Raw genomic sequence first — 18,999 nt, 5'->3', positions numbered from 1 at the left:
TAAATTGTCAGCGACATGCTGCGCGTCGCTCATTTATCAGCAACTCGACTCTTCAGAGCGCAGTGTGCCCCTTGCGTTATCATCCATCAAATGAATAGTATTAATTTTATTATTAGTCTGATGAATAAAAGATGAAGCTACACCAGCTCGACCTCAACCTGCTACTGGCCTTCGACGCCTCATGACCCAGCGCAACGTCACCCGGGCGGCCCAGCAATGTTTTATCAGCCAGCCCGCCATGAGTCATGCCCTCAACCGGTTGCGTCAGTTTTTCGAAGATCCCTTGCTGGTGCGCAGTGCCACCGGCATGCAGCCCACCGGTCGGGCATTGGTCCTGCATCAGGCCGTGCGCCGGGCGCTGGCGTTACTGGAGCAGGAACTGGGGCGGGAAGACAGCTTCGTGCCGGCCACCTCTAACCGCCGCTTCGTGCTCAGTACCACCGATTATGTGGAGTGTGTGCTGATCCCGCCGCTGATCCGTCGATTGCAGACCGAAGCCCCGGGGGTGCGCATCGAGATCGAGATACTGCGCGACCGGCTGCCCGAACAGGCCCTGGCCAACGGCGAGGTGGATCTGGTGTTGGGTTTTGACGAATACATGCAGGTACCGGGTTCGCTGCGCACCGAAACCTGGCTGACCGAACCGCTGGCAGGGGTGGTGGCGCGAGCGCACCCGCTGGTGGAAGAAGGGATCAGCCTGTCACAGCTGACCGAGCTGCCTCATGTGTTTCATTCGCCACTGGGTACCCGGGAGTCCATCGTCGATACCTGGCTGGCGAGCCAGGGCCTGAAGCGCAGCATCTCGGTCAACAGCCAGAGCTATATGTCGGCGGCGGCCATCGTCAGCCAGAGCGATCACCTGCTGGTGCTGCCGAACCGAGTGGCGGTGATGCTGGCCGGGGCGCTGCCGCTGAAGCGGGTGGCACTGCCGGAAGACTTGCCCGCCTATCATCTCAACTGCGTCTGGCACCCGCTGCACGACCGCCAGCCCGCATTGCAGTGGTTACGGGGACTGTTGCGCTCCTTGATATGACGTGACTATAAGCCTTTCTATTGGCGCCAGGTCTGTTGGTTTGTCATCGAGTACAAAGAGGAAACAGGGTTGCCTCCTCCGACACGCTTCAAGTACGTATATGGACACCTCGCTTTCTGCAAGTGGGGTTTCCGTTATTGTTAGTCATCAGGATAAAACTGCATACGTATATCCGGCCTGTATTGGTGAGCAAGCATCAGGCTTGCTCTGGCCCTAATGAGAGCCGCACCCTTGCAGCGTTATCGTCCCTACGGAATCCAGGTTCCGAGTGCTTCATCAGCATTGGCAAGGGCCGGTCTTACCTGTTACCACATTAACGTCATTTCCACGCGCAGGTCGTCGGGGTGATGTAACTTGTTTCTCCTGCTAAACCGGTCTGTTTTTTACTGCCCTTCTGGCTCTCTCAGACCGCACGGTAGTGCTCCTGCCTGACCAGCATGGCCCAGATAATGCGAGCCAGTTTGTTGGCGACGGCTATCGCCGCTTTCTGTTTACCTCGTCGCTCAACGAGCGCTTTGGCCCACTGAGACAGCCTGTCTTCTGCCTACCGGATAATCGACCAGGCGCCCTGCACCAACAGCTTGCGTAAGTAGCCATTACCGCGTTTGGTGATACTGCCGAGCTGTTGCTTGCCACCACTGGAATACTCTTTAGGCACCAGCCCCAGATTGGCAGAAAAATGGCGGCCACTGCGATAATGATGACCATTGCCCGCAAAGGCGACCACGGCCGTGGCGGTGATATCGCCAACGCCTTTGATTTCAGTCAGTCGAGAGCAGTCTTCATGGCTTCGACACTGCCGACGAATATCATTATCCAGCGTCGCTATCGCCGCATTCAGTTGCCGCCATTCTGCCATCATGCCGTGAAAATATGCGCGCGCCGTTGGCGTCAGCCCGTTGTTGGCATCCTCCAGGATATCGGGCATGGCCGCCTGCAATGCTTCTTTGCCTCGAGGCTGAGTAATGCCGTACTCATTCAGCAGGCCGCGTAACTGGCAAATCAGTCGGGTACGCGCTTCCACTCGTCGTTCGCGGAGGCGATGTGCCAGATGCATGTCGGTCTGTTCCAGGGTTCTGGGCGTAACCACGGTGATATTCGGCCGCTTGGCTGCTTCGCAGATAGCGAAAGCATCGTTACGGTCATTCTTGTTGCCCTGCACGAACGGTTTTACATGCTGAGGCGGCAGCAACATCACCGGGTGACCCAGGCGCTGCAAGGTCCGGCCCCAGTAGTTGGAGCCACTGCAGGCTTCCATCGCAATGGGCACGGAAGCGTATTGAGCAAGAAATGCCAGTAACTCCGCACGCCGAACCTGCCGGTTGAAAACGGCCTTGCCAGCTTGATTGACGCCACAAACCTGAAACACATTCTTTGCCAAATCGATACCTATCAGCGTAATGTTCATAGTGGACACCTTTTGTGGTTATTTGAGCTTCAACCCAAATATGGCGCATCGCGACGCCGGTTACACAAGAGGTGTCCATCTCATCATCCATGTAACGCTCAGCACATGACATCCCTGGCATTTGACGGTCGGCTGAGGCAATCCCTGGAGCCTCTTCCATGATGAGGAGTTCTCTGCAGGTGGTGCCACCAGACGACTCCGCTGCAGAAGGAGGGCAAAGGGTATCTGCTCAGCTGACCATCCGCGCTAGGGAGGGCGCGGCTGAGCCCCCAGGGAAGGGTTTACGGCGTGTCGGCGGAGTAGTGCCCTTTGTCCGATTTCCTAACGCAAAAAGGGCGCCGAAGCGCCCTTTTTATTGCGGTATTACCGGCCGATTCAGCCTTTGTATTTGCTGAATACCAAGCTGGCGTTGGTGCCGCCGAAACCGAAGCTGTTGGACATCACGGTGTCCAGCTCGGCTTCCTTGTACTCGGTCACGATAGGCAGGTTCTTGGCCTTCTCGTCCAGCTCGGTGATGTTGATGCTCGGCGCAATGAAGCCGTGCTCCATCATCAGCAGCGAGTACACCGCCTCGTGCACACCGGCGGCACCCAGCGCATGACCGGTCATCGCCTTGGTGGCGGAGATGTAAGGGGCATGGTCGCCAAACAGGTTGTTGATGGCTTCCAGCTCTTTCACATCACCTACCGGGGTGGAAGTGCCGTGGGTGTTGATGTACTGCACCGGGGCCGGCGCGGTGGCCATGGCCTGCTGCATGCAACGCACGGCGCCTTCGCCGGACGGGGCCACCATGTCGTAGCCGTCGGAGGTGGCACCGTAACCGGTGATTTCGGCATAGATATGGGCACCGCGCTTGAGGGCGTGCTCCAGTTCTTCCACCACCACCATGCCGCCGCCACCGGAGATGACGAAGCCGTCACGGCCCGCATCGTAGGTACGGGAAGCCAGTTCCGGGGTCTCGTTGTACTTGCTGGACAGGGCGCCCATGGCGTCGAACTGCAGGGCCAGGGTCCAGTCCACTTCTTCGCCGCCACCGGCAAAGACGATGTCCTGCTTGCCCAGCTGGATCTGCTCCAGCGCATGGCCGATACAATGCGCGGAAGTCGCACAGGCCGAGCTGATGGTGTAGTTGATGCCCTTGATCTTGAACGGGGTCGCCAGACAGGCCGAGGTGGTGGACGACATGGTACGCGGTACCATGTAAGGCCCTACACGGCGTACACCCTTTTCGCGCAGGGTATCGCAGGCTTCAATCTGGTTCTTGGAAGAGGCACCACCGGAGCCGGCTACCAGGCCGGTGCGCTCGTTGGATACCATGGACTCATCAAGGCCCGCATCGGCGATCGCCTGTTCCATGGAAAGATAGGCAAAGGCCGCTGCATCACCCATAAAGCGCATGACTTTACGATCGATATGTTCGGCCGGGTTCAGTTTAATGTTCCCCCACACCTGGCTACGCAGGTTATGATCAGCAAACTGCTGGGAGAAGCTGATACCGGAGCGGCCCGCCTTGAGTGAGGCCAGAACCTCTTCCTTGTTGTTGCCAATGCTGGACACCACACCGATACCGGTAATGACTGCTCTTCTCATCTATCTTTCCTACTGTCTTGATTTGGCGCCAATTCTAACCATAAAAAATGGTCAAACTGGTCTGCTTTCACATAAAATGACCGCTTTTACGGCCCCGGAGGTTCAGTGTCACCCCACTTCATTACAACCGCGCGTCTGGACTGGAATGACCAGGGCACACCGGTTGCCGCTGCGTTCGACGATGTCTACTTTTCCAACGACGATGGCCTGGCCGAAACCCGCTATGTATTTCTCGGTCAGAACCGCCTGCCCGAACGCTGGATTGACCACGACAGACCACTGTTCGTGGTGGCCGAAACCGGCTTTGGCACCGGCCTCAATGTGCTGGCCACCTGGCAGGCTTTCATCGACTATCGCCGGCAACATCCGCAGGGCAACGCCCGGCGCCTGCATCTGATCAGCGTGGAGAAATTTCCGCTTACCCGCGCCGATCTGCAACAGGCCCTGGGCCAATGGCCAGAGCTTAGCACTTTAAGCGAACGTTTGTTAGCTGAATATCCGCCTGCCGTTAACGGCTGCCACCGGCTGTGGCTGGACGACGATGTATGCCTGGATTTATGGCTTGGCGACGTGGCCGATCTGCTGCCACAGATGGAAGCGGGGCTGACCGGCAAGGTGGATGCCTGGTATCTGGACGGTTTCGCGCCGAGCAAGAATCCGGAGATGTGGACGCCCCAGTTGTTCCGGCAACTGGCGCGCCTGGCCCGTAATGGCGCCACCCTGGCCACCTTTACCGCCGCCGGTTTCGTACGCCGCGGGCTGAACGAGGCCGGCTTCAGGGTCGGCCGGGTCAAGGGCTATGGCCGCAAGCGGGAAATGCTGGCGGGGGTGCGTCGCTGCGACCAGCGAGCGCCCTACCCTGCGCCCTGGTTCTGGCGCCGACCGGGCCGGGCCGGGCATACCATCATAGTGGGTGCCGGCATCGCCGGGGCCAGCCTGGCCTATGCCCTGACCCGCCGGGGCCAGCAGGTCACCCTGCTCGAGCAGCATAAGGCTCCGGCCATGGGGGCCTCGGGCAACCGTCAGGCCGCCGTGTATCCGTTGCTGAATGGCGAACACGATAACCTGAGCCAGTTTTATCTGCAGGCTTTTCTTTACGGTCGCCGTACCTTGCCCGCCCTGGCCGAGCGGCATCATGTCCATCACGACTGGTGTGGTGTGGTGCAGCTGGCTTACAACGACAAGAGCGGCGCCAAAATCGACAAGCTGCTGGCCAGTCAGTTTCCGCCGGCACTGCTGCACGCCCTGACCGCCGAACAGGTGAACGCCCGTACCGGCATCGCCGCCAATCTGCCCGGCATCGAGTACCCGCTGGGCGGCTGGATTTGCCCCTTCGAGCTGACCGCCGCCCTGCTGGCCGAAGCACAACAAACCGGGCTGCTGAGTTGTCACTACCAGACCCGGGTCGAGACGCTGGCGCGGGAAGAGCACCAATGGCAGCTCAATACCGGGGGCGAGACCTTCTGTGCCGATAATGTGGTGCTGGCCAACGGCCATCAATTGACGGCATGGCCGCAGACCCGGCCTCTGGCGCTGTCGCCGGTGCGGGGACAAGTCAACTATCAGCCTTCGACACCCTCCATCACGGCACTGAAAACCGTGGTCTGCTACGAAGGCTATCTCACCCCCGCCTGGCAAGGCGTGCACTGCGTGGGGGCCAGCTATGGCCGCAAGCAGACGGCGGTGGATTATCGGGAGCAGGAAGAGCAGGACAACCTGCACAAACTGGTACGCACCCTGCCCGCGCTCGATGATGTCACACCGGAGGCCGGCGCCGGCCGGGTGAGTGTCCGCGCCGCCTGCCGGGATCATCTGCCGCTGCTCGGGGCCGCGCCGGACAAGGCTGCACAACTGGCACAGTATGCCCGGATGCCCCAGCGCAAGTGGGAAGCCTTACCCTTGGCGGAAGATCATGCGGGGCTCTATGTGATGTCCGGGCTGGGCTCCCGGGGCCTGTGTTCGGCGCCCTTGCTGTCCGAGCTGATGGCGGCACAGCTGCTGGACGAGCCCTATCCGCTGTCACAGTCTCAGCTGGCGGTGCTCAGTCCCAATCGGCATTGGGTACGCAAGCTGCTGAAAGGCAAACCGGTAGAGTAAGACCTATTCGGGGCGGATCAGCCCCAGATGGCGGCCGTAATCGTGCTGCTGCTGAAAGTCCCGCAACAGGGTGCGGGCGATGTCGAGCTGGTGATAGCCGACGTTGTCTGCCACCTGACGCAATTGCTCGCAATTCGATTGTGCCGCTATCTCGAACAGCGATCGCTCCAGCCATTCACCCGACAACAGCGCCCGCTCCCGCACCAGCCGTTCGTAGGCGGTGAGAGCCAGCCGGTAATTCTGCCAGGCTGGGGTTTGCGGCCATTCCAGCGGCTCGGTCACGGTGGCGGTCAGCGACACCAGCACCTGGGCCGGGCGGCAGCCCTGTTCGGTCTGCTCCCCGGTCAGCTGCCAGCTCAAGCGATAATCCACATCGGCCAGGCTTGGCTCCAGGGCACTGGAACCATATACATCCACGGTTTGCCGCGCCTTCAGCGTCATCTCGGCCGTCGCGGGAAATGCCAGCAAGAGCATAAGGAAGGCACTATATATTCGCTTCACGGTGGCTCTCCGGTGGGTGATGCTGATGGCAGGATCCTGTCATTATAGGCCGGGTAAAGGGTCAAGTCATTTGAGTCTACCCTTATGCCACCCAAATAAGCGCCAAAAAATGCCACCGGCTCACAGATTGCCTGACATCCGGCGTTGGCCTCTATATAGTGCCAGTCATTGTTTACTGGTTGGAGCGCTGCATGATCACAGCCTATACCCTGAATGGAACATCTCTCGACATTCAGCCACTCAACCTGGAGGACAGCCTGCCTCCCAACACCCTGTGGCTGGATATTCTCAAGCCGGACGAGCAGGAACAGCTCTGGATGAAGCAGCTGTTCGTGGAGGAAGTACCGGAGCTGGACGAGCTCGACGATATCGAGGCTTCGGCCCGCTTTTACCGGGACAAGGACGGCCTGCACATCCATTCGCTGTTTCCCCAGCGCATGGGCAAGGAAATAGACGGCATCAACGTGCTCTTTACCCTGCGCAAAGACATGTTGATCAGCTTTCGGGAAGACGATCTCGGCCTGATGCGACTGCTGCGCCACTACATGCGCCAGGACCGGCTGGAAGCGAAAGACGCCCCGGATCTGCTGCTGGAAATTTTTCAACTCAAAATCGAATACATTTCCGATCTGATCGAAGACGGCTACAAGACCCTGGAAGCCACCGCCAAACAGGTGCTGCAGGTGGACGATCTTCGCCAGACCATGTCGGATCTGATGCTGCAGGAAGGCGGCAACGGCCATATCCGGCTGGCCCTGTACGATACCCGGCGGGCACTGCGTTTCATCAAACGTTCCCTGCGCCAGAGCGGTAACGACGAACAGCGCAAGTGGATAGACGAGATGCTCTACGACATCGAGTCGCTGCTACCCCACACCCAGTTTCTGTTCGACAAGATCAACTTTCAGCTGGAAGCGGCCATGGGCTTTACCAGCCTGGAGCAAAGCAAGGTGATCAAGATTTTCTCGGTCGCCGCCGTGGTATTTCTGCCCCCCACGCTGATCGCCAGCATCTATGGCATGAACTTCGAGATCATGCCGGAGCTGGGTTTCGATTATGGCTACCCCATGTCGCTGGTCATGATGCTGATGTCCGCCTGCGGTACCTATTATTTCTTCAAACGCAAAGGCTGGCTGTAACCCGGCCAGCATGAGGAGCACGAGATGTGGAAACAACTGATACTGGGCGGTATCGCCGCCCTCGCCCTTGCCGGCTGTGACAACAATGAAGTGGGCGACGTATCGCTGGGCCTGTTCACCACCAAGGACATCAAGATCGAGGTGCTGACCGACCCCGATGTGCCCGGCGTGACCTGCCACATGTCCAACATAGTGGCGGATCTGGATCTGTCGGATCCGTCCGACATGTCGATCAGCTGCCGCCAGACCGGCGAGATCACCCCGGCCATGATCGCCACCATCGATACCTCCAAGAGCGGCGACATCGTGTTCAAGAAGTCGAAGAGTATCTTCCTGAAAAGCCTGAAGATCCGGCGCATCTATGATGACCGCAGCCAGTCGCTGCTGTATATCGCCTACAGCACCAAGGAAACCAGCGGCAGCTTCAAGCATTCCATGTCGACCGTCCCGCTGTGGGGTACCCAGGCCTATCGGGCCCCCGCCCAGCCCTGAATACCGGAACCGGTCGCCCCTGGATCGGGATAAGCAGCAAATCCCGATCTACCCGCCGTCCTCCCTTGCCATCAGCTGCGGATCAGCTGCTCCCGTAATTCGTGGATGCGATCGCGGGTGGCGGCGGCCTGTTCAAACTCCAGGTTGCGGGCATGTTCGAGCATGATTTTCTCCAGCTCGGTGATCTGCTTGTCCAGCTCTTTGGCGGTGGGCAGGTGCTCCGGCTGCAAGGTTTTGTCCTTGGCGCGTTTGGAGCCAATCCGCCGGGTGCCGTCCAGATCCATCACATCGGTCACACCCTTGGTCAGCCCCTTGGGCACGATGCCGTTGTCTTCATTGAACTGCCGCTGTACTTCCCGACGGCGTTCGGTTTCTCCGATCGCCGCGGCCATGGAACGGGTGACCTTATCCGCATAGAGAATGGCCTTGCCGTTCAGGTTGCGAGCGGCCCGGCCGATGGTCTGGATCAGCGAGCGTTCGGAGCGCAGGAAACCTTCCTTGTCCGCATCCAGAATCGCCACCAGCGACACCTCCGGCATGTCCAGTCCTTCCCGCAGCAGGTTGATGCCCACCAGCACATCGAACTCCCCCAGACGCAGGTCGCGAATGATCTCCATGCGCTCCACGGTGTCGATGTCCGAATGCAGATAGCGTACCCGCAGACCGTGTTCGCTCAGGTATTCGGTCAGGTCCTCGGCCATGCGCTTGGTCAGGGTGGTCACCAGCACCCGCTCGTGTTGCGCGATGCGCAGCCGGGCCTCGGACAGTACGTCGTCCACCTGGGTTGCAACTGGCCGGACTTCCAGCACCGGATCGAGCAGACCGGTGGGACGCACTACCTGCTCGGCTACATCGTCGCCGGACTTGTCCAGCTCGTAGGGGCCGGGGGTGGCGGATACAAACACCGTCTGCGGCATCAGGGCTTCGAATTCCTCGAAGCGCAGCGGCCGGTTGTCCAACGCCGAAGGCAGACGAAAGCCGTATTCCACCAGGGTTTCCTTGCGCGAGCGGTCGCCCTTGTACATGCCGCCAATCTGCGGCACCGTGACGTGAGACTCGTCGATAATCAGCAGGCCATCGCCGGGCAGATAATCGAACAGGGTGGGCGGCGGCTCGCCTTCGCCCCGGCCTGACAGATAACGGGAGTAGTTCTCGATGCCCGAGCAGTAGCCCAGTTCCTGAATCATCTCGATATCGAACTGGGTGCGCTGGCTAATGCGCTGCTCTTCCAGCAGCTTGTTGGACGACAACAGCTGCGCCTTGCGCGCCTGCAGTTCCACCTTGATATGCTCGATGGCACCGAGCAGTTTTTCTCGCGGGGTCACGTAGTGGGTCTTGGGATAGATGGTAAAGCGCGCCAGGGTCTGCTTCACGGTGCCGGTCAGCGGATCGAACAGACTGATACGCTCGATTTCGTCATCAAACAGCTCGACCCGCACCGCCTGATCGTCCGACTCCGCCGGAAAGATATCGATCACCTCGCCCCGCACCCGGAAGGTACCACGCTGAAAACCGGCGTCGTTGCGGCTGTATTGCAGTTCCGCCAGCCGGCGCAGCATGTCCCGCTGGTTCAAGACATCGCCGGTACGCAGGTGCAGCATCATGCTCAGGTAGGACTGGGGATCACCCAGACCGTAGATGGCCGACACCGAGGCCACGATGATCACATCCCGCCGCTCCATCAGCGCCTTGGTGGCCGACAGTCGCATCTGCTCGATATGATCGTTGATGGAGGCGTCTTTCTCGATAAAGGTATCGGTCGTCGGCACATAGGCCTCGGGCTGATAATAGTCGTAATAGGAAACGAAGTACTCCACCGCATTATGGGGGAAGAACTCCTTCATCTCGCCGTAAAGCTGGGCGGCCAGGGTCTTGTTGGGCGCCAGTATCATGGTCGGGCGGTTCAGCTCGGCAATCACGTTGGCCACGGTGAAGGTCTTGCCCGAGCCGGTCACCCCGAGCAGGGTCTGATGAGCCAGACCGGCATCGATACCCTCCAGCAGCTGGGCAATCGCCGTCGGCTGATCGCCACCGGGCTGATAATCGCTGACCAGTTGGAAATCTTTGCTCATTACCCACTCTCCTCTTGTTTCAGCGCCCAGTTTACCCCCGGTGAACCGGTAAATTTAAGCGAAAACTGCCCTCTTGGTCCCAAGGGTCAAAAATCGGATATTGTCCTTGACCCGCCTCCCTGGCCTGCGTATTATCTGCGGCCTCTTCACGAGATTCCCCCTTAGTTCAGTCGGTAGAACGGCGGACTGTTAATCCGTATGTCGCTGGTTCAAGTCCAGCAGGGGGAGCCAAATTTCGCACCACTCTTCTTGACTTATCCACTACAAGCCTCACTGATTTTTCAAAAAACCCACATTTCGTGCTTTTGCTCTAGCCTTGCCCTCATCGTTCAGATATTGAGCGAGAATTTCTTGTGCCTTTTTTTAAGACTTTGATTTTTAAACACTTATTTTTTGGTTAATTTTTTGCCTACTTATCCGAGAAGCCTGCCCTGACTGGCTTTGCACCGGTTTTAGATAGGTAATGCACAACCTTATCCACAGAAATGGTGGATAAGTGCCCCCAACCCTGTCGGCACAAGGCTCCGACTCGCTGTGCATAACCTTTTGAGTCTCTTGCCTCATCGGCGGGCTCTTGACAGACGGAAAAATATCGCTCTCCGGTTTGCCTGCCTGCCGCTCGGCAATCACAGTTGCACGGGGGCATACCCCTTAGCTGGAGCTGACTTAACCCCTTTTTTCAAGTGGTTTGTATCGCTTATGCTCTGAAATAATAAAAAACGGTGCCAACCGACATTGGCACCGCGTCTGAAAGGCAGATCATGCCCCTATCGGAACTCAGTGATGTTCGGTCAACGCCTTGATCTCTGCCGCCAGCCGGTCTGCCCGAGGGCCCACTATCAGTTGCAGTTGCAGCTTCTGCTTTTTCCCGGACGACCTGCTCATGCCTTTGGCTCCCAGCGCCGTCAGCCGGGCTTCGTCGACCCGACTCGACTGCCTGACCGTCAGCCGCAGCCGGGTAACGCAGGCATCGATGGTCAGCAGATTATCTTCTCCCCCCAGCGCCGCCAGATATTCAGCCGCCAGCTCGGCAGCATCGTCCCCGCTCTCTTTAACATCTGCCGTCGGTTCTGTCGTGGCTCGCCCCGGGGTCTTGAGACGCAAGCGACGAATGGCAAAATAGAAACTGAAAAAATAGAGCACCGCGAACGCCACGCCCACGCCCAGCAATGCCCAGGGCCGGGTAGCCAACCCCCAGTTCAGTACCAGATCGAACAGCCCGGCGGAAAAACCGAAGCCGTGCAGGATGCCGAACAGGTTGGTCACCACCAACGCCAGGCCGGTCAGCAACGCGTGCAGCACGTAGAGCAGCGGCGCCAGAAACATGAAGCTGAACTCCAGCGGCTCGGTAATGCCGGTCAGCAATGAGGTCATGCCCAGCGACAACAGCAGTCCCCCCACCTGAACCCGTTTGCTTGCGGGCGCGGCCAGTATCATGGCCAGGGCGGCCGCCGGCAGGCCGAACATCATGATCGGGAAGAAACCGCCCATAAAGACCCCGGCGGTGGGATCGCCGGCGAAGAAGCGGTGCAAGTCGCCCCGGGTCACCTCGGTGGCCAGCTCGATGATCACGGCGCCGTCGACTCCGGGCACCGGCCCCCCCACGGCCAGGGTGCCCACCAACGCCGGATCCAGACACACTTGCTGTACGACACCGGCCGCCTCGTAGCTCAGGGAGAGACACTCGCCCAGACCAAACCAGAACAGGGAGTTCACCGCATGGTGCAGACCCAGCGGGATCAACGCCCGGTTGAGCACGCCGTAGAAGAACTGACCGATCGGCCCCGAGGTGGAGAGGGTCATACTTAAACTGTCGATGCCCTGCTGCATCACGGGCCAGATCAGGCCGGCCAGCAGCGCCGCCAGCAGCGCAAAGAGTCCGGTCATGATAGGCACCAGCCGATGACCGCCGAAGAAGGACAGATAACCGGGTAATCGCACCCGGTGAAAGCGGTTATAACAGTGGCCGGCAATCATGCCGGCGATAATGCCGCCGAAGAATGACATCTCGATATCGCCGTCCATGGCCCTCGCCGCGCCGGTCAGGACAAAATAGCCAACGGCCCCGGCCAGGGCGGCGGCACCGGCATTATCCCGGGACAGGCCAACGGCAATGCCCAGACCAAACAGCAACGGCAACTGGTTGAAAATGGCCGCCCCCGCCTCGGCCATCACGGCAAGACCCAGCAGATCCGGCTGCCCCAGGCGCAATAGCAAGGCGGCCACCGGAAGAGTCGCTATCGGTAACATCAACGCCTTGCCCAGTCGTTGTAGATATCCCAGCAGGTTCATGGCCAATCTCCTTATGCCAGTAGTGCGATAGCCTGTGCTGCCCTCGCGGCCTGACACAGCAATGCGTTCCATGAAACATCAAGCGACGGCCGGGGATGCATCAACCCGCCTGGCAGTGACCCGAAAGAAGACCCTTATGACACCGAAAGGTCTCGTATTTCATCATGGTGAAATATGGTAGGCTTTCGCTATCCAACCATGAGGCGCCATCATGCGTTTAATCCCTCTTGCCAATGCCGATCAGGTTGGCCGCTGGGCCGCTCACTATATTGCCGACCGTATCAGGGCCTTCGCGCCCAGCGCCGAACGGCCCTTTGTGCTCGGTCTGCCCACCGGCAGCTCGCCACAGACCTGCTACCGGGAGCTAATTGTCCTGTATCAGGCGGGAACGCTCAGTTTTCGTCATGTGGTTACCTTCAATATGGACGAATACGTCGGATTACCGCCAGAACATCCACAAAGCTACCACCATTTTATGCACGAAAATCTGTTCAGACATGTGGATATCCATCCGGAACACATCCATATTCCGGACGGCAACGCCCCGGATCTGGCCACCGAATGCCGTCGTTATGAGGCCGCCATCCGCCGCTATGGCGGCATTCATCTGATGCTGGGTGGCGTCGGCAGTAACGGTCATCTCGCCTTCAATGAGCCCATGTCGCCGTTCGACTCCCGTACCCGTCTCTGCACCCTGACCGACACAACCCGGCAGCATAACGCCCGTTTTTTCGACCATGACCCGGACCGGGTACCCCGGCAGGCACTGACCATGGGGCTGGGTACCCTGCTGGAGGCGGAAGAAGTGATGATACTGGTGACCGGACAACACAAGGCGCTGGCGCTGCAGGCGGCGGTGGAAGGCGATGTCAGTCCGCGCTGGCCGGTATCCGTCCTGCAGCGGCACCCAGGCTGCATCATGGTCTGCGATATCGCCGCCACCACGGCGCTCAGGGCTCCTCTCCCGAGTGAGCCCGAACAGCGGCAACCCGACTCGCTTACGTATCTGGAGTAATCACATTCATGTTTGCCCTGACCCACTGCACCCTGTTTGACGGCGAGCGCCTACACCACGATCAGGCCGTCGTGATCCGGCAAGATCGCATCGCCGCCATCCTGCCCGAAGCGGCGCTTGCCCCCGAACTGCCACGCCACTCACTGGAGGGTGCCTTGCTCAGTGCCGGTTTTATCGACCTGCAGCTCAATGGCTGCGGCGGGGTGATGTTTAATGGCGACATCAGCATCCATACCCTGGATACCATGCACAGGACCAACCTGAAGTCCGGTACCACCAGCTTTCTGCCGACCTTGATCACCTCGCCCGACCGGGATATGCAGCAGGCGGTGGCCGTCACCCGTGACTACATGGCCCGGCACCGGCATCGGGTGCCGGGCCTGCACCTGGAAGGCCCCTATACCAATCTCACGCGCAAGGGGATTCATCCGGCCGCGCATATCCGCTCGCTGACCGCTGCCATGCTGGATTTTCTGTGTGAACATGCGGAGGTGATTGCCAAAATCACCCTGGCCCCCGAGTGCAACCGTCCCGAGCATATCCGGCGCCTGAACGAAGCCGGCATTCTGGTGGCCATGGGCCACACCGCCGCCAGTTACGATGAGGCCATGGCCGGTTTCGATGCCGGCGTGGGGTTTGCCACCCATCTTTACAATGCCATGACCCCGACGCTCAACGGGCGGGAGCCCGGCGCCGTGGGCGCCGTGTTCGACAGTCCCGCCGTCTATGCCGGCATTATCGTGGACGGCGTTCACGTGCATGATGCCAATGTCCGGCTGGCACACAGAGTACTGGGCCAGCGCCTCTGTCTGGTGACCGATGCCACCGCCGCCGCCGGGGCCGGCCCCGAGCTGACCCGGTTCGACTTTTGCGGCACCACCGTGCTGGTGCGCGATGGGCAATGCGTGGATGAGCATGGTACACTCGGCGGCTCGGCATTGACCATGATAGCGGGGGTCCGCAACCTGGTTGAACGGGTCGGGCTGCCACTGGAAGAAGCGCTGCGTATGGCCAGCCTCTATCCGGCCAGGGCCCTGAGCCTCGACCATGAACTCGGCTCCATCCACGTCGGCAAGATCGCCAATCTGGTGGTGCTGAACAGCGGATTTCACGTCAACACCACCCTGGTAAACGGACAGTTCACAACCCCATGACCCACGGAAAAATCGCCAATGTCGACCTGGTCAAACAGGTCAACAGCTCGGTCGTCTACCGGATTATCGACAGCCATGGCCCGATCTCCCGGGTCAAGATCGCCGCACTGAGTCATCTGGCTCCGGCCAGCGTGACCAAGATTACCCGAGCCCTGCTCGAGCATGGTCTGATCAAGGAACAGGAACATCAGGCCTCTACCGGTGGTCGCCGGGCGATTTCCCTCACCACCGTTACCGGGGACTTTCATCTGGTGTCGGTGAAACTCGGCCGGGGCGAGCTCAGCCTGTCGCTCTATGATCTGCAAGGTAACGCCCGGGGGCAGGAAACCCTGGCATGCCCAGCCCTCAAGCAGGATGCCCTGCTCACCGTGCTAGGTAATCGTCTGTCCGACTACATCGCCCGCCGGGCCGCCAACCTGAACCTGATTGCCCTGGCGGTGATCATGCCCGGCCTCACCGATGCCAAGCATGGCCAGGTGATTTATCATCCCTGTTATCCGCTGGCGCAGGTGAAACTGTCCGAGTACTTGCGCCAGCAGCTCGGCCTGCCGGTGTTTATCGGCAACGACATTCGCGCCCAGGCGCTGGCCGAACACTATTTTGGTGCGGCCCGCGACTGCCTGGACTCGATACTGGTGAGCCTGGGTCACGGCGTGGGGGCCGGCATTGTCACCGAGGGTCGCATCTTCAAGAGCCAGGGCCGGGACGTGGCGGAAATGGGGCATATCCGGGTCACCCCCGACGGTGAGCGCTGCCAGTGCGGTAACCTCGGCTGTCTGGAAACCATGGTCTCCGACGCCGCCCTGCTCCGCCTGGCGGCCCGCCTGCTGGAGGCCCAGGTGCCGGAGCCAGGAGTTCGGAGCCTGCTTGATCCGACCCGGCTGACCATGACGGCCCTGTGTGAAGCGGCACTGGCCGGCGACCGGCTGGCCCTGACGGTGATGGAGCAGGCGGCACAGCATCTGGGTCAGGTGCTCGCCATCATGATTAACCTGTTCAACCCGCAGAAACTGCTGCTAACCGGTTCCCTGTGCGAAGCCGAGTCCGTCCTCTTCCCGCTGCTCGAACAGGCCATCCGCCAGCAGTCTTTGCCAAGCTTTCATCAGGCCCTGCCCATCGTCAGAGCCCACTTTCAGCATGACCAGACCATCGGCGGTCTGGCACTGGTTAAACGCGCCCTGTTGGAGGGCGAACTGTTACAACTGATCATCGAGCCCAAGTTATGAACAAACTGGTATACAGCACCGATCCCGACTGGCAGGCAGAGCAGGACCAGCCTGCTTCCTCCGATCATCCGTTCCCCGACGATGGCATCATACGTGTACGCCGCGAAACCAAGGGCCGCAAGGGCGCCGGGGTCATTTGCGTGTACGGCGTGCCCACTGAGCAGGTCGGCACCCTGGCCAAGCAACTGAAAAAACAGCTGGGTACCGGCGGCGCGGTCAAGAAAGGGGTGATCGAAATTCAGGGCGACCGGCTTGAGCAGGTGAGCGCGCTGCTGACCAAAGCCGGGCTGCAGGTGAAAAAGGTCGGCGGTTAAGGCTCCGCGGTGAGGCGAGAGCGACAAGTTAAAGCACCAGCCTTGAACTTGCCGCCCAAATCACTAAAATACCCGCTCCTGCACAAGGGGGAGTAGTCTCTCGTTTAACGACGAGACAGCCATCAACATAATTGGTGCAACATCACCATGGTGGTTGTGACCCGGATGTCTTCTAACCGAGATATCGGTGGTTTGACGAGACCTTTGACAGGCTGATGCCGATACCGGGGACGGGCGGCATGGCCTGCTCATTGGTTGTTAACACCCCGTCCCCCTGGTATATACCGTGGAAGCCCTGACTACCTCGACCCTTGCGGTCGCCATCGCCGAAATCGGCGACAAAACCCAACTGCTCGCCCTGGTACTGAGCTGTCGTTTCAGAAAACCCCTGCCCATCATCGTCGGCATACTGGCCGCTACCCTGCTCAACCACGGCTTCGCCGGCTCGGTGGGAGTCTGGGTACAACACTGGCTGGATCCGGCCTGGCTGCGCTATCTGCTGGCTGGCTCTTTCTTCGTGATGGCGTTCTGGATGCTGATCCCCGACCAGCTCGATGATGAAGACGGTCAGTTCCGCCGTTACGGGCCCTTCATCACCACCTTTGTGCTGTTCTTTCTGGCGGAGATGGGTGACAAGACCCAAGTCGCCACCGTGCTGCTGGCGGCCCGCTTCGTGGACGACTTCTGGCTGGTGGTGGCCGGCACCACCCTCGGCATGATGGCCGCCAACGTCCCCGTGGTGTTGATTGGCAAGCAGGGCGCCGAACGCATACCCATGCGCTGGATTCACCGCGCCAGCGCCCTGCTCTTTATCCTGTTGGGCATCACCACCCTGTGGTGGTAAACCACTCAAACCACCAGGGCCCTGAGGCGGCCTGGTGGTGATTGATGCCCGTCGGCTTGAACCATCACTTCTTTCATCGGCTGTTGGCGTCACGCGACGGGAGTTCCTCAGCCAAAGACGTTGAAACTCTCGGCGTTCAGCCACAGGTGCGCCAAAATGCTCGCCACGTAGCCGAGGAAGATCACCGGTGCCCACTTGAGGTGACCGAAGAAGGTATACATGCCCCGGGCCTGGCCCATCAGCGCCACGCCGGCGGCCGAACCGATGGACAGCAGGCTGCCGCCCACCCCCGCGGTCAGGGTGATCAGCAACCAGTTGCCGTGAGACATTTCCGGCTGCATGGTCAGTACCGCAAACATCACCGGAATGTTGTCCACCACCGCCGATACCACACCCAGTGCGATGTTGGCATAGACGGCATCCCAGCCGCCGTAAAGCACCTCGGACACCAGCGCCAGATAGCCCATGTACCCCAGGCCCCCCACACACATTACCACGCCGTAGAAGAACAGCAGGGTATCCCACTCGGCCCGTGCGATTCGATTGAACACGTCAAACGGCACCACGCTACCCAACCGTCTGAGCGCTTCTTCATCGCCCCGCTTCTCGGCCATGACCCGTTTGCGCGCCAGTGATCCCGGCAGGGTCTGGCGCAGGTAGTAACCGAAAAACTGCAGATAACCGAGGCCGGTCATCATGCCCAGTACCGGCGGCAGGTGCAGCAGACTGTGGCAGGCCACGGCGGTGGCAATGGTCAGCAAAAACAGCAACACGATGCGAATGGCGCCACGCTTGACCTCCACCTCTTCATAGAGGGCGGCGGGTTTGCGATTTTCGATAAAGAAATTCATCGCCACCGCCGGCACCAGGTAGTTGAGCAGCGCGGGAATGAACAGGATAAAGAACTCGTTGAACTTGATGATACCGGCCTGCCAGACCATCAGGGTGGTGATATCGCCGAAGGGACTGAAGGCGCCACCGGCGTTGGCGGCGATCACGATGTTGATGCAGCACAGGTTGATAAAGCGCTTGTCCCCTTCCGCTACCTTGGTCACCACCGCACACATCAGCAGCGCCGTGGTCAGGTTATCGGCGATGGGCGAAATAAAGAAAGCCAGAAAACCGGTCATCCAGAACAGTGACTTGTAACTGAAGCCCTTGCGCACCATCCAGGCCCGAAGCGCATCGAACAGACGGCGCTCTTCCATGGCGTTGATATAGGTCATGGCCACCAGCAGGAACAGCAGCAGCTCGGCATATTCCAGCAGGTTATGCCGGAAGGCCGCTTCGGTCACCCCCGGAATGCCATGATGAATATAGGTCCAGCCGATGGCCACCCAGATGATACCGGCCGCGACCAGCACCGGTTTGGACTTGCGCAGGTGAAGGTATTCCTCTCCCATCACCAGCACATAGGCAATCACGAAGATGACGACGGCAAAGATACCGACGGAAGAGGTCGTTAAATCCAGTTGGCCACCAGCCGCAGAGACAGAGGTGCTGAATAACGCGGTCAGCCCTCCCAGAGAGAGTAGGCACAGATTCCTTTGCATTGTTTTCTCGCTTTATTGTTTTGGCTATAGTTACGATTTTTTGGCTAGAAAGTTGGGATTTTTCCCGTCAGAGCGGAAATAACCCTTGAAAAGACTAACATAAAGCAGGTATCCGGACAGGACGCTTTATTGGCGCTCGCTCGCATTTTTCATATCAGAATGCATGGCTGGCGAGCGACCCGAGATAGTCACGGATCACCCCGGGTTCCGGACCGAAAACACCCGCTCATCACCGATAACCACCTTGATGCAGCCCCGTGATACCCGCC

General features: G+C 59.6%; 13 protein-coding genes, 1 tRNA gene, 2 pseudogenes and 1 riboswitch. Of the genes and pseudogenes, 10 read left to right on the top strand and 6 right to left on the bottom strand.

Going from position 1 to position 18,999, the window contains the following annotated elements; genetic code table 11:
• Positions 1 to 131 precede the first annotated feature (131 nt).
• Positions 132 to 1,033: pseudogene (locus tag BFR47_RS03210) on the top strand (LysR family transcriptional regulator).
• Positions 1,034 to 1,436: 403 nt separating this feature from the next.
• Here BFR47_RS03210 and BFR47_RS03205 read toward each other — a convergent pair.
• Positions 1,437 to 2,441 (bottom strand): annotated as a pseudogene (locus BFR47_RS03205) (IS110 family RNA-guided transposase).
• A 375-nt stretch (positions 2,442 to 2,816) separates the two neighbouring features.
• Complete coding sequence (fabB, locus tag BFR47_RS03200) at positions 2,817 to 4,031, bottom strand: beta-ketoacyl-ACP synthase I (RefSeq protein WP_071471733.1); 1,215 nt, start codon at positions 4,029 to 4,031, stop codon at positions 2,817 to 2,819.
• 105 nt (positions 4,032 to 4,136) lie between these two features.
• Here fabB and mnmC point away from each other — a divergent pair, with 105 nt between their 5' ends.
• Positions 4,137 to 6,128, top strand: a complete 1,992-nt coding sequence (mnmC, locus tag BFR47_RS03195) for a bifunctional tRNA (5-methylaminomethyl-2-thiouridine)(34)-methyltransferase MnmC2/FAD-dependent 5-carboxymethylaminomethyl-2-thiouridine(34) oxidoreductase MnmC1 (RefSeq protein ID WP_071471732.1) — start codon at positions 4,137 to 4,139, stop codon at positions 6,126 to 6,128.
• A gap of 3 nt (positions 6,129 to 6,131) precedes the next feature.
• Here the strand turns inward: mnmC and BFR47_RS03190 are convergent, their stop codons facing one another.
• On the bottom strand, positions 6,132 to 6,629 hold the full coding sequence (locus BFR47_RS03190) for a DUF922 domain-containing protein (protein ID WP_245748775.1): 498 nt from the start codon (positions 6,627 to 6,629) through the stop codon (positions 6,132 to 6,134).
• Positions 6,630 to 6,820: 191 nt separating this feature from the next.
• On the opposite strand from BFR47_RS03190, the gene corA reads away from it, so the two are divergent.
• Together corA and BFR47_RS03180 are read left to right on the top strand one after the other, a co-directional pair.
• Positions 6,821 to 7,768, top strand: a complete 948-nt coding sequence (corA, locus tag BFR47_RS03185; RefSeq protein ID WP_071471730.1) for a magnesium/cobalt transporter CorA — start codon at positions 6,821 to 6,823, stop codon at positions 7,766 to 7,768.
• A 24-nt stretch (positions 7,769 to 7,792) separates the two neighbouring features.
• A complete protein-coding gene (locus tag BFR47_RS03180; RefSeq protein WP_071471729.1) occupies positions 7,793 to 8,260 on the top strand; it encodes a CreA family protein in 468 nt (155 codons plus the stop codon).
• Between the two features lie 71 nt (positions 8,261 to 8,331).
• On the opposite strand, the gene uvrB is transcribed toward BFR47_RS03180, so the two are convergent.
• Positions 8,332 to 10,332: an excinuclease ABC subunit UvrB gene (uvrB, locus tag BFR47_RS03175; RefSeq protein WP_071471728.1), complete on the bottom strand. Its 2,001-nt coding sequence runs from the start codon at positions 10,330 to 10,332 to the stop codon at positions 8,332 to 8,334.
• A gap of 155 nt (positions 10,333 to 10,487) precedes the next feature.
• Here uvrB and BFR47_RS03170 point away from each other — a divergent pair.
• A tRNA-Asn gene (locus BFR47_RS03170) sits at positions 10,488 to 10,563 on the top strand.
• A 546-nt stretch (positions 10,564 to 11,109) separates the two neighbouring features.
• Here BFR47_RS03170 and nagE read toward each other — a convergent pair.
• The gene (gene nagE, locus BFR47_RS03165; RefSeq protein ID WP_071471727.1) at positions 11,110 to 12,624 is read right to left on the bottom strand and encodes an N-acetylglucosamine-specific PTS transporter subunit IIBC; all 1,515 of its coding nucleotides are present in this window, start codon (positions 12,622 to 12,624) and stop codon (positions 11,110 to 11,112) included.
• Between the two features lie 211 nt (positions 12,625 to 12,835).
• Here nagE and nagB point away from each other — a divergent pair, with 211 nt between their 5' ends.
• From nagB to BFR47_RS03140, 5 genes are all read left to right on the top strand, one after another.
• Positions 12,836 to 13,639, top strand: a complete 804-nt coding sequence (nagB, locus tag BFR47_RS03160; protein WP_071471726.1) for a glucosamine-6-phosphate deaminase — start codon at positions 12,836 to 12,838, stop codon at positions 13,637 to 13,639.
• Positions 13,640 to 13,647: 8 nt separating this feature from the next.
• On the top strand, positions 13,648 to 14,793 hold the full coding sequence (gene nagA / locus BFR47_RS03155; RefSeq protein ID WP_071471725.1) for an N-acetylglucosamine-6-phosphate deacetylase: 1,146 nt from the start codon (positions 13,648 to 13,650) through the stop codon (positions 14,791 to 14,793).
• Entirely contained in the window at positions 14,790 to 16,019 is a 1,230-nt protein-coding gene (locus BFR47_RS03150) for an ROK family transcriptional regulator (RefSeq protein WP_071471724.1), read from the top strand. Before nagA ends, BFR47_RS03150 begins: the two co-directional genes overlap by 4 nt.
• Positions 16,016 to 16,333 carry a translation initiation factor gene (locus BFR47_RS03145; RefSeq protein ID WP_071471723.1) on the top strand — a complete coding sequence of 106 codons (318 nt, stop codon included), beginning with the start codon at positions 16,016 to 16,018 and terminating at the stop codon, positions 16,331 to 16,333. The genes BFR47_RS03150 and BFR47_RS03145 overlap by 4 nt, the downstream gene beginning before the upstream one ends.
• Before the next feature lie 75 nt (positions 16,334 to 16,408).
• Positions 16,409 to 16,516: riboswitch (yybP-ykoY riboswitch) on the top strand.
• Between the two features lie 103 nt (positions 16,517 to 16,619).
• Complete coding sequence (locus BFR47_RS03140) at positions 16,620 to 17,177, top strand: TMEM165/GDT1 family protein (protein WP_071471722.1); 558 nt, start codon at positions 16,620 to 16,622, stop codon at positions 17,175 to 17,177.
• A gap of 107 nt (positions 17,178 to 17,284) precedes the next feature.
• Here BFR47_RS03140 and nhaD read toward each other — a convergent pair whose 3' ends face one another.
• Entirely contained in the window at positions 17,285 to 18,730 is a 1,446-nt protein-coding gene (nhaD, locus tag BFR47_RS03135; RefSeq protein WP_071471721.1) for a sodium:proton antiporter NhaD, read from the bottom strand.
• Between the last annotated feature and the right edge of the window lie 269 nt (positions 18,731 to 18,999).

Origin of the sequence: Oceanisphaera psychrotolerans (genome assembly GCF_001870485.1) — a bacterium.
GTDB lineage: Bacteria > Pseudomonadota > Gammaproteobacteria > Enterobacterales > Aeromonadaceae > Oceanimonas > Oceanimonas psychrotolerans.
The sequence above is the reverse complement of the archived record's forward strand: the minus strand, read 5'-3'. Positions and strand labels throughout refer to the sequence as shown.

What these genes read in the sequence shown, in the direction of transcription:
- fabB (WP_071471733.1), bottom strand. Translation starts at nt 4,031, where the DNA reads ATGAGAAGAGCAGTCATTACCGGTATCGGTGTGGTGTCCAGCATTGGC.
- corA (WP_071471730.1), top strand. Translation starts at nt 6,821, where the DNA reads ATGATCACAGCCTATACCCTGAATGGAACATCTCTCGACATTCAGCCA.
- BFR47_RS03180 (WP_071471729.1), top strand. Translation starts at nt 7,793, where the DNA reads ATGTGGAAACAACTGATACTGGGCGGTATCGCCGCCCTCGCCCTTGCC.
- uvrB (WP_071471728.1), bottom strand. Translation starts at nt 10,332, where the DNA reads ATGAGCAAAGATTTCCAACTGGTCAGCGATTATCAGCCCGGTGGCGAT.
- nagE (WP_071471727.1), bottom strand. Translation starts at nt 12,624, where the DNA reads ATGAACCTGCTGGGATATCTACAACGACTGGGCAAGGCGTTGATGTTA.
- nagB (WP_071471726.1), top strand. Translation starts at nt 12,836, where the DNA reads ATGCGTTTAATCCCTCTTGCCAATGCCGATCAGGTTGGCCGCTGGGCC.
- nagA (WP_071471725.1), top strand. Translation starts at nt 13,648, where the DNA reads ATGTTTGCCCTGACCCACTGCACCCTGTTTGACGGCGAGCGCCTACAC.
- BFR47_RS03150 (WP_071471724.1), top strand. Translation starts at nt 14,790, where the DNA reads ATGACCCACGGAAAAATCGCCAATGTCGACCTGGTCAAACAGGTCAAC.
- BFR47_RS03145 (WP_071471723.1), top strand. Translation starts at nt 16,016, where the DNA reads ATGAACAAACTGGTATACAGCACCGATCCCGACTGGCAGGCAGAGCAG.
- nhaD (WP_071471721.1), bottom strand. Translation starts at nt 18,730, where the DNA reads ATGCAAAGGAATCTGTGCCTACTCTCTCTGGGAGGGCTGACCGCGTTA.